Source organism: Caballeronia sp. LZ019, assembly GCF_031450825.1.
GTDB lineage: Bacteria > Pseudomonadota > Gammaproteobacteria > Burkholderiales > Burkholderiaceae > Caballeronia.
The window spans coordinates 1,349,765-1,363,503 of record NZ_JARTVZ010000005.1 but is presented as its reverse complement, the minus strand read 5'-3'; the positions used below and the strand labels follow the sequence as shown (position 1 = coordinate 1,363,503).

Sequence of the window (13,739 nt, the reverse complement as noted above, 5' to 3'; positions counted from 1 at the left end):
CATGTTCGCGCCGGGCAAAGAGCGGCGCTCCGTTTCAAAGCCTGTTCGAAGCCATTCGTCGTGCCTTCTCGAGGCGCGACTCCCGAAACCAGCATTCGATACTGCTCCCCGCGAGCAGCGACAGGTTTGTGACTTCGATCAGCGCAGGGTTCGGACCGCGCCGCGTCAACATCGATGGGATGCAGTCGGAGTACACGGATGGCGATCACTAACTGGTTGGTCGGATGCAGCATGGTGTGCTCGCTCGCGACGGCGTTCGTCGCGTCCGCCGCGCGCGCCGAACCGATCGGCGGCGTGCGTCAGTCCGAAGGGCTTTCTGCCCCGGTCTTCGGCAAGATTCCCGATGCGCTCGATCCGAACCTGCCGGTTGTCGCCAACGGTCTGAACGAGACCGTCATCGGCGTGCCGGAAGACGACATCGCGCTCGAAACCACGGTGTTCAAACCGGACGGCGCGGGTCCGTTCCCGATGATCGTCTTCAATCACGGCAAGCTTCCCGGCAACGCGCACGCGCAGCCGCGCAATCGGCCGATCGCGCTGGCGCGTGAGTTCGTGCGTCACGGCTATGTGGTGGTCGTGCCCAATCGTCGAGGCTTTGCGAGTTCGGGCGGCGACTACACGGGACACGGCTGCAACGTCGAAGCCAATGGCTTTGCGCAGGCACGCGACGTGGCGGCGACCGTCGCTTACATGAGCGAGCAGCCGTATGTTGACAAGACGCACATCGTCGTCGCGGGCACGTCGCACGGCGGCCTGACGACGATCGCCTACGGGGCGCGGGATGCCGTCGCGGCGCCCGGCGTGCGCGGCCTCATCAATTTCTCGGGCGGGCTGCGTCAGGACGAATGCGCGGGCTGGCAGAAGAATCTCGTCAATGCGTTCGGCGCCTACGGCGAGCACGTCCGCCTGCCGTCGCTCTGGCTCTATGGCGACAACGACTCGGTCTGGCAAGGCGATCTCTCCGCGCAGATGTACGGCGCGTTCGTCGCGCACGGCGCGCGCGCGGACATGATGGATTTCGGCACGTACAAGAGCGACGCGCACCGGCTCGTCGGCGATCGCGACGGCGTGCAGGTCTGGTGGCCGCGCGTGAAGACGTTCCTCGCGCAGATCGGCATGCCGACCTCGGTGCAGTATCAGGTCGCCGAGCCGCGCGCGCCGCAGGCATCGGGTTACGCGAGTCTCGATTCGGTGCAGTCGGTGCCGTATGTCGACGAAAGCGGGCGCGCCGGGTATCGCAATTTCCTGAGCCAGTATTCGAGCCGCGCGTTCGCCGTGTCCGATTCGGGCGCGTGGTCATGGGCCGAAGGCGGCGACGATCCGATGTCCGTCGCCATCGCGGGCTGTCAGAAGCAGAGCAGCGATCCGTGCCGCCTCTACGCGGTGGACGACGCCGTCGTGTGGAAGGGTGCCGGTGGGCAAACGCAGACGGCATCGCGCTGAACGCCTTTACGATCGCATCGGGAACGCCGGCCACGTGCCGGCGTTTTTGCATCTTGCGCCGCGATCTTTTCTGTACGCGGCGCGATCGGCGAAGATGCACGCGATAACGCGTTGCCGCCTATCCGATGCGCGCGTCCGCCCGGCGCAAATGTCCGTCGAAAAGGGAAGCCCGCGCGCATTTTCGGGATAATTGGAGCGCGCGATGTCTCGCGCGTTTTCCTCGAAATGCGCAGGCCCTGCGGCCTGCCCGATGTACCGGCTCGCGTCACGCGCGGGCCTGGGAGCCGTTTTTGAATACAGAAGCGAATCAAGACTGGGTTGCGCGCTCGCTCGCCGCCGTATGGCATCCGTGCACCCAGATGAAACACCACGAGCGCGTGCCGCTCGTGCCGATCGCGCGCGGCAAGGGCGCGTGGCTCTACGATCACGAAGGCAATCGCTATCTCGACGCGATCAGTTCGTGGTGGGTCAATCTCTTCGGCCACGCGAACGACGACATTAACCGCGCGCTGAAAGATCAACTCGACACGCTGGAACACGCGATGCTCGCGGGCTGCACCCACGCGCCCGCCGTCGAATTGTCCGAACGTCTTTCCGCGCTCACGCAGCACACGCTCGGCCATGCGTTCTTCGCGTCGGATGGCGCGTCGGCGGTCGAGATCGCGCTGAAGATGAGCTTTCACTACTGGCGCAATCGCGGTCAGAACGAGAAGCGCGAGTTCGCGTGCCTCGCGAACAGCTATCACGGCGAGACCATCGGCGCGCTCGGCGTGACGGATGTCGCGCTTTTCAAGGACGCTTACGATCCGTTGATTCGTCACGCGCACGTGGTCGCATCGCCGGCGGCGGCGGGCGTGGACGAGGCCATCGCCGCGATGCGATCGCTGTTCGAAGCACGCGCCACGCAGCTTGCCGCCGTGATCGTCGAGCCGCTCGTGCAATGCGCGGCGGGCATGGCGATGTACGACGCGTCGTATCTCACGCGTCTGCGCGCGCTTTGCGACGAGTTCGGCGTCCACCTGATCGCCGATGAAATCGCGGTCGGCTGCGGCCGCACGGGCACGTTCTTCGCCTGCGAGCAGGCGGGCGTGTGGCCCGACTTCGTGTGCCTGTCGAAGGGCATCAGCGGCGGCTACCTGCCGCTATCCATCGTCCTCACGCGCGACGAGATTTACGCCGCCTTTTACGACGACGACGTAACGCGCGGCTTCCTGCATTCGCATTCGTACACGGGCAATCCGCTCGCGTGCCGCGCGGCGCTGGCGACGCTCGATCTGTTCGACAGCGCGAACGTGCTTGCCGCGAACAGGCGCAAGTCGGCGTTGCTGCGCGAAGCCTTGCAGCCGCTTATCCGGCATGATCGCGTGCGCAATCTGCGCGAGCGCGGGACCATCTTCGCGTTCGATGTCGATATCGACGACAAGACGTTCTCCCGCCGCTTCTTCGCCAATGCGCTGAAGCGCGAGCTGCTGATGCGGCCCATCGGCAATACGGTGTACATGATGCCGCCGTACATCCTCACCGACGACGAACTGCTCCTGCTCGCGCAACGCACGCGCGACACGCTCGACGCCACGCTTATGGAGCATGCCGCATGAGCAACACGTCGCAAGCGCTCTTCGACGCGCTGAAACAGGGTCTCGCCGATATCGACGCACGCGGTTTGCGCCGCCGCCGCCGCACCATCGACGGCGCGAACTCCGCGCACATGACCGTCGATGGCCGCGCGATGATCGGCTTCGCCAGCAACGACTATCTCGGCCTCGCCGCGCACGGTGCAATCCGCGCGGCGCTCGCGGAAGGCGCGTCGCGGTACGGCGCGGGCAGCGGCGGTTCGCATCTGCTCGGCGGCCACTCACGCGCCCACGCGCAACTGGAAGACGATCTCGCCGCGTTCTCGGGCGGTTTCGTTGACGATCCGCGCGCGCTCTACTTCAGCACCGGCTACATGGCGAACCTCGCCGTGCTGACGACGCTTGCCGGCCGCGGCACGCTCGTGTTCTCGGATGCGCTGAATCACGCGTCGCTGATCGACGGCGTGCGGCTTTCCCGCGCGCAGACGCAGATTTATCCCCATGCGGACATCGACGCGCTCGACGCCATGCTGGACGCCTCGCGCGATGAAACCGCGACGAAGCTGATCGTCACCGATTCGGTGTTCAGCATGGACGGCGACATCGCGCCGCTCGCGCGCCTCGTCGACGTGGCGCAGAAGTACGGCGCGTGGCTCGTCGTCGATGACGCGCACGGCTTCGGCGTGCTCGGTCCCGAAGGACGGGGCGCGCTCGCGCACTTTGCGCTGCGCTCGCCGCATCTCGTCTATGTCGGCACGCTCGGCAAGGCGGCGGGCGTCGCAGGCGCGTTCGTCTGCGCGGATGCGACCGTCATCGAATGGCTCGTGCAGCGCGCGCGGCCGTATATCTTCACGACGGCGTCGCCGCCTGCGGTCGCGCATGCGGTATCGGCGAGTATCGGGATCATTGCAAGCGATGAGGGCGATGCGCGACGGGCGCATCTTGCATCGCTCGTCGATACGACGCGCGCGATGCTGAAACGCACGCGCTGGCTGCCGGTCGAATCGCAGACGGCGGTGCAGCCGCTCGTCATCGGCGGCAACGATGAAACCGTCGCGCTCGCCGCCGCCCTCGATGCGCAAGGGCTATGGGTGCCGGCGATTCGTCCGCCGACGGTGCCCTCGGGCACGTCGCGTCTGCGCATTTCGCTTTCGGCCGCGCATACCGACGATGACCTTGCGCGCCTCGATCACGCTTTGAGTACGCTATGACCGCTTTATCCTTATTCGTCGCCGGAACCGATACGGAGATCGGCAAGACGTTCGTTTCGTCGGCGCTGCTGCACGGCTTGGCGCGCGCGGGCCTGCGCGCCGCCGCGATGAAGCCGATCGCCTCGGGCGCAGCCATGCGCGACGGCGTCCTTCACAACGAGGACGCCGATCAACTCGACGCCGCCGCCAACGTCGCGTTGCCGCCTCACATTCGCACGCCGTTCATGATGCGCGAGCCGATTGCGCCGCATATCGCCGCGGCGCGTGAAGGCATCGCGCTGGATATCGGGCGTATCGTGGAGGCGCATCGCTTCGCGGTGACGCAGGCGGATATCGTCGTGGTGGAAGGCGTCGGCGGCTTTCGCGTGCCGCTCGACGATAAGCACGACACCGCCGATCTCGCCGTCGCGCTGAACGTGCCGGTGGTGCTCGTCGTCGGCATGCGGCTCGGGTGCATCAGCCATGCGCTGCTGACGGTGGAAGCGATCACGTCGCGCGGGCTGACGCTCGCGGGGTGGGTCGCGAATCGCGTCGATCCCGACATGCTGTATCCGGACGAGAACGTTCGGACGCTTGAACAACTCATCGATGCGCCGCTCATCGGCGTCATCCCTCATATCGCACCGGCCGATGCGTCGCGCGCCGCCGATCATCTCGACGCGCGCCTTCTGCTCGACCGGCTTCAACCCAAGGACTGAACTCATATGACGCAGACCATGACTGCTGAAATCGCAAAGCCTATCGAAGTGCAGACGCAGACGCCCGCGCGCTGGCGCGTCGCCGATGTCGTCGCGCTCTACGAGCTGCCGTTCAACGATTTGCTGTATCGCGCGCAGACGGTGCATCGCGAGCATTTCGATCCGAACGCGGTGCAATTGTCCACGCTGTTGTCGATCAAGACTGGCGGCTGCGAGGAAGACTGCGCGTACTGTCCGCAGTCGGTGCATCACGAAACGGGCGTGAAGGCCGACAAGCTGATGGAAGTCGATGCCGTGCTGAAGGCCGCCGAGACCGCGAAGGCGAATGGCGCGACGCGGTTTTGCATGGGCGCGGCGTGGCGCAATCCGAAGGATCGACATCTGGAGCCGATCAAGCAGATGATTCGCGGCGTGAAGGCGATGGGCATGGAAACGTGCGTGACGCTCGGTATGCTGGAGGCGCATCAGGCGCAAAGCCTGCGCGATGCGGGCCTCGATTACTACAACCACAATCTCGATACGTCGCCGGAGTTCTACGGCCAGATCATCTCGACGCGCACGTATCAGGATCGGCTCGATACGCTCGAGCATGTGCGCGATGCGGGCATCAACGTGTGCTGCGGGGGGATCGTCGGGATGGGCGAATCGCGTCGCGAGCGCGCGGGACTGATATCGCAGCTGGCGAATATGGAGCCGTATCCGGAGTCGGTGCCGATCAACAATCTCGTGCAGGTCGCGGGCACGCCGCTGACGGGCACGGAGGCGCTCGATCCGTTCGAATTCGTGCGGACGATCGCGGTGGCGCGCATCACGATGCCGAAGGCGATGGTGCGGCTGTCGGCCGGGCGCGAGCAGATGGACGAGGCGCTGCAGGCGCTTTGTTTCGCGGCGGGCGCGAATTCGATCTTTTATGGCGACCAGTTGCTGACGACGAGTAACCCGCAAGCCGAGGCGGACAGGAAGCTGATCGGGCGGTTGGGGATGCGGGCGGAAGCGGCGGGGGATGTGAGCGCGAGGTAGGGAATGCGCCGGGCTCGCTACCTCGTCGCGAGCCCCGATGCGCGGCGCCATTCCAAAGCTGTTGCCTGGCCGCGCGCGAACGCAGTGCATGACCGGAAGGCGCTAATTCCGCGCGTTCCGCTTCGCTTCTCATGCCATCAGGGCAAGATGGATGCTCGTCGACCGATGCAGTCTTACGCAGCGGATTCAGTGGAGGCTTGGGCAATTAACACCGCGCCACACGTCGTTTTGTGGCCTTCGAGTGGGATAGGTTCGCCGAAGTCCAGGCTATCTTCACAGCCTTCAGCTATCGTGAAGACATGCGGATCGCACTGAGGACACGTAACCTTGTCGCCCTTGCGCGCGATAGGAATCTCGGCGCGGCTCCAGGTTGACGATGGGCTGCCTGAAACAACCTTGCCGCCGTGACTCGTCGTGTCGCCAACGACGATTTGGGCTCTGCCGTTCATCGTTGCTCGTTCCATTCAGCTTCCTCGTTGCGTGTCGCTGGCAGGAGACTGGAGGGATTTGATCGGCGGGTCCTGGTAGGTTGTGTCAATCGTGTATCCGGTTGCGCGAAGTTTCGCTTCGGTCGCAAGGCGATCCTTGTGATAGCGGGCGAGTTCCGGAGCAATGAGATCCTTCCAGTGCATGATCTTCTCCCTTTTGCCAGAAAAGAATCCAATTCCATAATTGGAGAATTCACTCTGCGCCTTGACACTAATCAGATAGGTACTCTTGCCAACGAAGCCGCCCATATTGCTTCGTGAAACGACAACCTCAAGGTACACGCCGTCTGCCTGAAATTTCCATCTGGGACCGTACCGTGTTGCAGCAGTCCATTCGTCAAGTGTAGGTGTGTAGGAAGAGTCGAGTGAGTAAAGGCCCAAGCCATCGGGGTCTGTGCCGTACGTCCACGCTTGTCTTCCGAGTAAGCGCGGGTCCAGTACATCGATGTAACGCTTCCATCCAGCAGCACGCAGCATGGCGAGGAAGCTCATCACCCGGGCGCGAGCCGCTTCATCGGTGTCGGCCTGCTGCGGGCTGACACCGAAATTGACGTTCCACTTGAAGATTCCTTCCGGAACGTCTTGATCTGCGGTACCGAGTATGGACAGAACATTTTCTACCGTAAAGCTGTGCGGTCCATGCGAGAACTCCACGTTTCCAAGTTCGCCTCCTACCCAACTGCGTTGATAAAAGGCCATGCCCGTAGGATGATTGTCAACGCTTGCGCCCGGTGCATCGATGTCTGAAAGCTGCGGGTTGCCCAGTCGAATAATGGTGAGAGGCTGAGGCATGCTGTTATCTCGTTTTGCCAATGCTGTATGAAAGTTCGAGAACGTTGCGGCCAGACCGCACACAAATATTGTTGCAAGGAGGACAGCGAAGAGCGGTGTCCGTTTCATGGTGCCATCTCCTCATCGCCCCAACTCTTGATTTCTTTCAGAAATCCGAACATCTTGTCGGTGTGTTTGCGCATAAGGTCGTCATACTTGGTCGCGGCGTCTGTGATCCACGCCATGCGTTGCTGATAGTCTTCGAGCACGAATCGATCTGGGGTATCCAACCTGAACTCGATGTCCTTCGCGTACGACACCATTCGGATACCGAGCTTGTCGGCGAAGAAGCGGATCGCCTTGCGCGCCGATGCGAAGATGTTGCCACCCGCACTGGTCGCGACGTGCCCGCCCGTGCTTTGCCATTCATCGTTGCTCGTTCCATTCAGCTTCCTCGTTGCGTGTCGCTGGCAGGAGACTGGAGGGATTTGATCGGCGGGTCCTGGTAGGTTGTGTCAATCGTGTATCCGGTTGCGCGAAGTTTCGCTTCGGTCGCAAGGCGATCCTTGTGATAGCGGGCGAGTTCCGGAGCAATGAGATCCTTCCAGTGCATGATCTTCTCCCTTTTGCCAGAAAAGAATCCAATTCCATAATTGGTGAATTCACTCTGCGCCTTGACACTAATCAGATAGGTACTCTTGCCAACGAAGCCGCCCATATTGCTTCGTGACACGACAACCTCAAGGTACACGCCGTCTGCCTGAAATTTCCATCTGGGACCGTACCGTGCTGCAGCCGTCCATTCGTCAAGTGTAGGTGTGTAGGAAGAGTCGAGGGAGTAAAGGCCCAAGCCATCGGGGTCTGTGCCGTACGTCCACGCCTGTCTTCCGAGTAAGCGCGGGTCCAGTACATCGATGTAACGCTTCCAACCAGCAGCCCGCAGCATGGCGAGGAAGCTCATCACCCGGGCGCGAGCCGCTTCATCGGTGTCGGCCTGCTGCGGGCTGACACCGAAATTGACGTTCCACTTGAAGATTCCTTCCGGAACGTCTTGATCTGCGGTACCGAGTATGGACAGAACATTTTCTACCGTAAAGCTGTGCGGTCCATGCGAGAACTCCACGTTTCCAAGTTCGCCTCCTACCCAACTGCGTTGATAAAAGGCCATGCCCGTAGGATGATTGTCGACGCTTGCGCCCGGTGCATCGATGTCTGAAAGCTGCGGGTTGCCCAGTCGAATAATGGTGAGAGGCTGAGGCATGCTGTTATCTCGTTTTGCCAATGCTGTATGAAAGTTCGAGAACGTTGCGGCCAGACCGCACACAAATATTGTTGCAAGGAGGACAGCGAAGAGCGGTGTCCGTCTCATGGTGCCATCTCCTCATCGCCCCAACTCTTGATTTCTTTCAGAAATCCGAACATCTTGTCGGTGTGATTGCGCATAAGGTCGTCATACTTGGTCGCGGCGTCTGTGATCCACGCCATGCGTTGCCGATAGTCTTCGAGCACCAATCGATCTGGGGCATCCGACCTGAACTCGATGTTCTCGGTTTTGTAGTCCGAAGTTAAGACCAACTGAAGGCCGGGAACCAACGCTCGGATAACGGGTGAAAGCGCGATATCGGAGCCGTTGGACAGACCATATTGCATGCGGTCGATCGATTGATTGATGGCCGTGTCGTCCGAAGTCCCCAAAACGGCCCGCTGTAATCCGAGCCAGCGTGCGAAGCTTGGATCATCATAGATAAGGCCCTGAAGCACCTCACCCTGTTCGTGCTGTGCGATCAGAAGCAGGTGCTTTAGAGCAATAGCGGGTCTCCTGATGTCAGTGGCAGCCTCCCATTCGCTGACCGCCCGGAAACCGTCCCTAACAATAGGCGTGCACATCAAATAACCAAGCTCAACTTTCTTAACCCCCGTCGCACCATCAACCTCATAAGGCACCTTGTTAATCGATTCCGCATACCCCTTTTGCCGCTGAAAATTAGCCTTCACTTGGGAAACGAAGTTCTCGCTGTTGCGCGATGCTGCGCATTTCTGGAATGTATCCGCGCCTGCGGCGTAAGCATAGAACCATGCGAGTACATCATTGAAGAGCCAGAGGTTCCCACGGCCCAAGCCTTCATGCAAAGCCGACCACGGCACCGCTTTCACCTGCCATTGGTGAAACGTAGCCGCCACTTGTTTGGAAGCAAATGCCCCCAGACCCAGCCAGTAGAACCGGCCGATCTTGTCGGGCTGTCCCAAATGAAAGTCTTCCAGAAACACGCGCGCATAAGCTGCCGCAATGCGTCGCGCCCGGACTTCGTAATTGCTGACGAACTCCGGCGTTTTGCTTTCCATCTGCCGATTGGAAACGTGAGGTTCACCCTCTCGATAATCCGCCATATGATTGTGCGACGGCGCACGCGTCACGAGTTGGCGCATAGCAAATTGCTGCGCGAGAGACCAAATGATGTCGCAGCTGCACCGCGCATCGACGCAAGTGTCCGATTCGGGATTAGTCGTACCGCTTACCGCGAGATTTGCTGTCACGAGAGTTCCGTTTATCGTTGTTGTTGTGTGGCCGAGTTTGCCGCCGGGCCGGAAGCACTGGCGAAATCGTCCCAATGCAGGCTGAAGTCCACGTTGTCTTGCTGCGGGGTGTTCACGCGAGGGGAGCGTCCGACGGCGTCGGTGCGGAACACATGTCCGCCCGAGGCTCCCTGAATTACATAGTCCACTCCGGGCAGCGGTTGACCCGTTGGAGAAAGCACGCGGAAAACCTGGTCGTTCGCCTGCACATCCGGCGAACCCTGCGGATTCACCCCGATGGGTTTGGGCGGCATGTTCTTAGCCTGTGCGTTAACCTCATACACGGAACCGCCCACGGTGATCTTGCCGCTCTTCAAGCTGATGTAGCTATCACCGCCCTGGATCGTCACTTCTTCGCGAGCCTTGATCGTGATGCGATTGGCCGTCTGCGTGATATCGAGCTTCGCCAGCAGATTGATGCTTTTCTTGAGCGCCTGGACGTCAATGTCCTCCGCGTACGACACCATTCGGATGCCGAGCTTGTAGGCGAAGAAGCGGATCGCCTTGCGCGCCGATGCGAAGATGTTGCCACCCGCGCTGGTCGCGACGTGCCCGCCCGCAGTCATCGTGGTATCTGCACCGCTATGCACATTCACATGACTCGCAGCGGTCTGTGCGATGTCGGCGGCTGAAGCCACGAGCACATGTGGCTTGCTCGAGCCTGCGACCGGATTAGATCCCCGAGAAGCCGCATGTTGCATCTCGGCGATCTGCGTCTTCAAGGTCTGCGTGATGTAAAGCCGATCTTGCATGTCTTGTGCATATGCCTGCACTGCAGCCTGTGCCAGCACGTCTTGTTGCTCGTTGGCTTGCGTTAAACGCTGGATTGTCTCGCCCATGTCGGCTGCAGGCGAACTCGCGCCACTACGCGCCTCCGTCGTGATCAGCATGCCTTGATTGGCCCGCAGCACGCCCCACGCATCGGTGGCCAACTCCCAGCCCAGCCCGCGCGCCTCCTGGCGCCCTTTCTGATAGACGATTCGCGTGTTGTAGCCGAGCACGAGCCGCGAGTTCGCCTGATCGCTTGCTACCTGCACCTGCTGCTTGCCGGGCGTGTCATCGGTGACGACGTAGTTGTGCCCCTGCCCTTCCAGCGCCTTGCTAACCAAGCCCGTCAGCGCCATGTTCCGCGGCAACTCGAACGGCGGCGGATTGAACTGATTGACCTTGCTCGCCATCACGAACGGCTTGTCCGGATCGCCTTCGTGATAGCCGATGGTCACTTCATCCCCGATGCGCGGCACCGAAATAAAGCTATGCGGCCCGCCATGCCACGGCAGCGACACCCGCACCCAGCAGCTCGAATTCTGGTCCATCTGACCGAGCCGGTCCCACTTGAACTGGATACGCACGCGCGCGTAGCCATCGAGCCACAGCGGCTGCTTCTCCGGCCCGACGACCACCGCGGTCTCCGGGTGCGCGCGCGGCTTCTCCATCGGCATCAGCTTGAAGAACACATCGGCCGGCTGCAGCACCATCTCTGTCACGCAGTGATACTGTGCATCGCTGCCGGGGGTGGCGGTGAGTTCATCCGGATTCTGGATGTCGATGGACGTCGACACCACCAGATACCTGTTGTTCAGCGTGCGCTCGGGATGGCCCTCGATCCTCAGCGTCCGCCCCATCGCGATGCCGCGCGCGTTCGCCGTCGCGTGAAGCCTGAAGCCCTCGCTGCGCAAGGCCTCGACTCGCACACGCGCCAGATAATCGCCTTCGTTACGATGATCGTTCGGCTGGCCGTCCAGCCCCATCGCGCCCGCGAGCGGCTGCGTGTAGTCGCCCCAGTGATACTGCGCGATGTTGTCAAACGAGGACTCGCTATGGCGCTGCTGATTCAGATCGAACGAGCCGTTCGACAGCGTGTAGTCGTAGTCGTTGACCGTCACATCACCCGGCGTGATCTGCCGCAGCACCTTCAGACTATGGATGTGCTCTTCGTCAATGCGTTTGCCCTCGGGCGAGTGATACAGTACCGAGTCGTACGCATTGCCGTGCTTCTTGTGCGAGCCGGGCGAATCGCACAGCATGAGTTTCATGCCATCGAAGTAGTAATACAGCCCCCACTCGCTCCACAGTTGCTTTAGAAATTCGTAGTCGCTTTGCCAGAACTGTCTGATGAAGTCGCGCTTCGGAAAGACATTGTTGTTCAGCGCGACGGCGGCCAGGCGCTTGTCCCACGGGAACGTGTAGCTCTTCAGCACCGCCTCCGTGACGTCCAAGACGCTCACGTCCTGGAACACCCGATTATCTCGATTTTGCGATGCCAGCCAGAGCCAAGGTCTGACCGTGAACCGGTAATAGACGCGCCGCTCATCGCTGCCGGTCTGCTGCACTTCAGTGATGAGGCCGTTGATCCTGCGCACGCCTGCGCCGACGTTGCCTGCACCCAGATTGCCGGGCAAGCCCGGAACGAAGGTTCCCTTGCCCTCAAATTCGACCTGTATTTCGATCGGTTTGCCGACCAGTTCATCGGGTTTGACGAGGTCGCGCGCATTCCAGATGCGAAACGTCGGGCTGTCGACCGAGGCCAGATCGACCTCATAGTGAAAGAGCTCCCCGAGCGCCTCGACACCTTTAACGCGCTGAGGGATGAGGATGTCGGCGCCGCCCCAGGTGGGCAGCGCCTGGCACTCGATCTTCAGCGTGCGGCTTTGCAGCGGATTGAACATCTGTTACTGCTCCCTGATTATTTTGATTAGGTCACGGTGCTTGCCGTGCAGGAATGATTTGGACGGGTTTGCTAGCGCGTTAGCCACACAACGGATCTACGCCCTGCTTTTCCAAGCGCAGTTCAAGTTCGCAAGTTCGGAGACCGGCATGCAAACGCGCGTGGGGCGACTCGCCTCGAAACCGCGCCTCAACACAGGCAGTCACGGCGGATCCGCATGCCCGGGATGCGCCGTGGCGACGGATGACTGTAATAGGGAACGAACATAGACAGGTGCCCAACTTAGCAGTGCACCCCGTAATCAGATAGAAGAATTTTCTTAAAGTGGCCGGCTTTGTGCGACGCTTCGTTAAACCAACGAATGTCAACTGTCAGTCATCTCGCGGCGCGTCGACGCCCGGGCATCGATGCAGATGACTGCTTGATAGCAACATGACGGGACTCGATCGTTTTCAGCGCGTGCGACACGACCAAACATAGAAAGGGTGATCGCCCCGCTGCTGCGCGAGCTACTCTTCCAACAGGCGTACACGGCGGCCTGCGCTTCACCCTGCGCATCGGGAAGTTTCAAGCTAGTGTGATCACTCCGCCGCCACCGTGCGACACCTTCTTGCTCGATGGTTTCTCACGCCGCATCATCGCGGCTTCAATAGGCCTTGCTCGCGAGCGAAAGAAAAATCGTAAGCAGCGGTGTGACTGTCCATGAACTCGACAGACAGGACACTCGTTGCAATTTATCAATGGCCAATTGTCTACCCGGAACGAATGGACAATGCGTCGCACTGCTTGAGGTGACGAAATGAAGTCTCTACTGCTGTCGCTACTGACACTACTAGCGCTTCGGCTCTGCCTAGTATCGATTCCAGCCAACGCCGTCCAGCCCAAGGAGCCGCCACTCATGTGCGGCGATTTGCTCAGTGAGATGAAACTGCAACGCAGCGATATCGAATTCGTACGTTGCGAGTACCAGTCCGGGGACGGCGCCGATGGCCTCAAAGCGACCTACCGCGTAGCAGGCAAGGACATCCTCAACGTCGAGAACTGGTTGATCCGCTCGGCAGGCGTCATGAGATTGCGCTTCGCCTGCTGCGGATGGGAAACAAGCGATGGCGTCATCAAAGACCGCAAAGGATCGACTTACTACATCGGAATGGGCGGCGAAGCGTATTTCGATGGCCACATGTACGACACCCGAAAAGAACTAACCAGGATGCCCTACATCAATCTATACGTGACTCACTATTTTTATTGACTCACCGTGCCGCCCACTGCGGGTGCCTAGCCGACTTCGC

At 60.9% G+C, this 13,739-nt stretch carries 12 protein-coding genes; 6 read left to right on the top strand and 6 right to left on the bottom strand.

Annotation, left to right across the window (positions count from 1 at the left end; all coding sequences use genetic code 11):
• Window positions 1-198 precede the first annotated feature (198 nt).
• From P9255_RS19825 to bioB, 5 genes are all read left to right on the top strand, one after another.
• Window positions 199-1,443: a CocE/NonD family hydrolase gene (locus tag P9255_RS19825; protein ID WP_309763566.1), complete on the top strand. Its 1,245-nt coding sequence runs from the start codon at window positions 199-201 to the stop codon at window positions 1,441-1,443.
• A 290-nt stretch (window positions 1,444-1,733) separates the two neighbouring features.
• Entirely contained in the window at window positions 1,734-3,041 is a 1,308-nt protein-coding gene (locus P9255_RS19820; RefSeq protein WP_309763567.1) for an adenosylmethionine--8-amino-7-oxononanoate transaminase, read from the top strand.
• Window positions 3,038-4,228: an 8-amino-7-oxononanoate synthase gene (gene bioF / locus P9255_RS19815; protein WP_309763568.1), complete on the top strand. Its 1,191-nt coding sequence runs from the start codon at window positions 3,038-3,040 to the stop codon at window positions 4,226-4,228. The genes P9255_RS19820 and bioF overlap by 4 nt, the downstream gene beginning before the upstream one ends.
• Window positions 4,225-4,926 carry a dethiobiotin synthase gene (gene bioD, locus P9255_RS19810; protein ID WP_309763569.1) on the top strand — a complete coding sequence of 234 codons (702 nt, stop codon included), beginning with the start codon at window positions 4,225-4,227 and terminating at the stop codon, window positions 4,924-4,926. The genes bioF and bioD overlap by 4 nt, the downstream gene beginning before the upstream one ends.
• Before the next feature lie 6 nt (window positions 4,927-4,932).
• Window positions 4,933-5,946, top strand: coding sequence for a biotin synthase BioB (gene bioB / locus P9255_RS19805; protein ID WP_404980375.1), 1,014 nt, complete (start codon window positions 4,933-4,935; stop codon window positions 5,944-5,946).
• Window positions 5,947-6,119: 173 nt separating this feature from the next.
• On the opposite strand, the gene P9255_RS19800 is transcribed toward bioB, so the two are convergent.
• From P9255_RS19800 to P9255_RS19775, 6 genes are all read right to left on the bottom strand, one after another.
• Window positions 6,120-6,410 carry a PAAR domain-containing protein gene (locus P9255_RS19800; protein ID WP_309763570.1) on the bottom strand — a complete coding sequence of 97 codons (291 nt, stop codon included), beginning with the start codon at window positions 6,408-6,410 and terminating at the stop codon, window positions 6,120-6,122.
• Window positions 6,411-7,334 carry a hypothetical protein gene (locus P9255_RS19795; protein ID WP_309763571.1) on the bottom strand — a complete coding sequence of 308 codons (924 nt, stop codon included), beginning with the start codon at window positions 7,332-7,334 and terminating at the stop codon, window positions 6,411-6,413.
• Window positions 7,331-7,495: a hypothetical protein gene (locus tag P9255_RS19790; protein WP_309763572.1), complete on the bottom strand. Its 165-nt coding sequence runs from the start codon at window positions 7,493-7,495 to the stop codon at window positions 7,331-7,333. Before P9255_RS19790 ends, P9255_RS19795 begins: the two co-directional genes overlap by 4 nt.
• Before the next feature lie 155 nt (window positions 7,496-7,650).
• A complete protein-coding gene (locus P9255_RS19785) occupies window positions 7,651-8,466 on the bottom strand; it encodes a hypothetical protein (protein WP_309763573.1) in 816 nt (271 codons plus the stop codon).
• Window positions 8,467-8,570: 104 nt separating this feature from the next.
• Complete coding sequence (locus P9255_RS19780; protein WP_309763574.1) at window positions 8,571-9,740, bottom strand: DUF2515 family protein; 1,170 nt, start codon at window positions 9,738-9,740, stop codon at window positions 8,571-8,573.
• Window positions 9,741-9,751: 11 nt separating this feature from the next.
• Window positions 9,752-12,448 carry a type VI secretion system tip protein TssI/VgrG gene (locus P9255_RS19775; protein WP_309790316.1) on the bottom strand — a complete coding sequence of 899 codons (2,697 nt, stop codon included), beginning with the start codon at window positions 12,446-12,448 and terminating at the stop codon, window positions 9,752-9,754.
• Between the two features lie 897 nt (window positions 12,449-13,345).
• Between P9255_RS19775 and P9255_RS19770 the strand changes: the two genes are divergently transcribed.
• Window positions 13,346-13,699: a DUF4952 domain-containing protein gene (locus P9255_RS19770; RefSeq protein ID WP_309790315.1), complete on the top strand. Its 354-nt coding sequence runs from the start codon at window positions 13,346-13,348 to the stop codon at window positions 13,697-13,699.
• Window positions 13,700-13,739: the final 40 nt, after the last annotated feature.

Excerpts from the sequence above, each read along its gene's own strand:
- P9255_RS19825 (WP_309763566.1), top strand. The coding sequence starts at position 199 with ATGGCGATCACTAACTGGTTGGTCGGATGCAGCATGGTGTGCTCGCTC.
- bioF (WP_309763568.1), top strand. The coding sequence starts at position 3,038 with ATGAGCAACACGTCGCAAGCGCTCTTCGACGCGCTGAAACAGGGTCTC.
- bioD (WP_309763569.1), top strand. The coding sequence starts at position 4,225 with ATGACCGCTTTATCCTTATTCGTCGCCGGAACCGATACGGAGATCGGC.
- bioB (WP_404980375.1), top strand. The coding sequence starts at position 4,933 with ATGACGCAGACCATGACTGCTGAAATCGCAAAGCCTATCGAAGTGCAG.
- P9255_RS19800 (WP_309763570.1), bottom strand. The coding sequence starts at position 6,410 with ATGGAACGAGCAACGATGAACGGCAGAGCCCAAATCGTCGTTGGCGAC.
- P9255_RS19795 (WP_309763571.1), bottom strand. The coding sequence starts at position 7,334 with ATGAAACGGACACCGCTCTTCGCTGTCCTCCTTGCAACAATATTTGTG.
- P9255_RS19785 (WP_309763573.1), bottom strand. The coding sequence starts at position 8,466 with ATGCCTCAGCCTCTCACCATTATTCGACTGGGCAACCCGCAGCTTTCA.
- P9255_RS19775 (WP_309790316.1), bottom strand. The coding sequence starts at position 12,448 with ATGTTCAATCCGCTGCAAAGCCGCACGCTGAAGATCGAGTGCCAGGCG.
- P9255_RS19770 (WP_309790315.1), top strand. The coding sequence starts at position 13,346 with ATGTGCGGCGATTTGCTCAGTGAGATGAAACTGCAACGCAGCGATATC.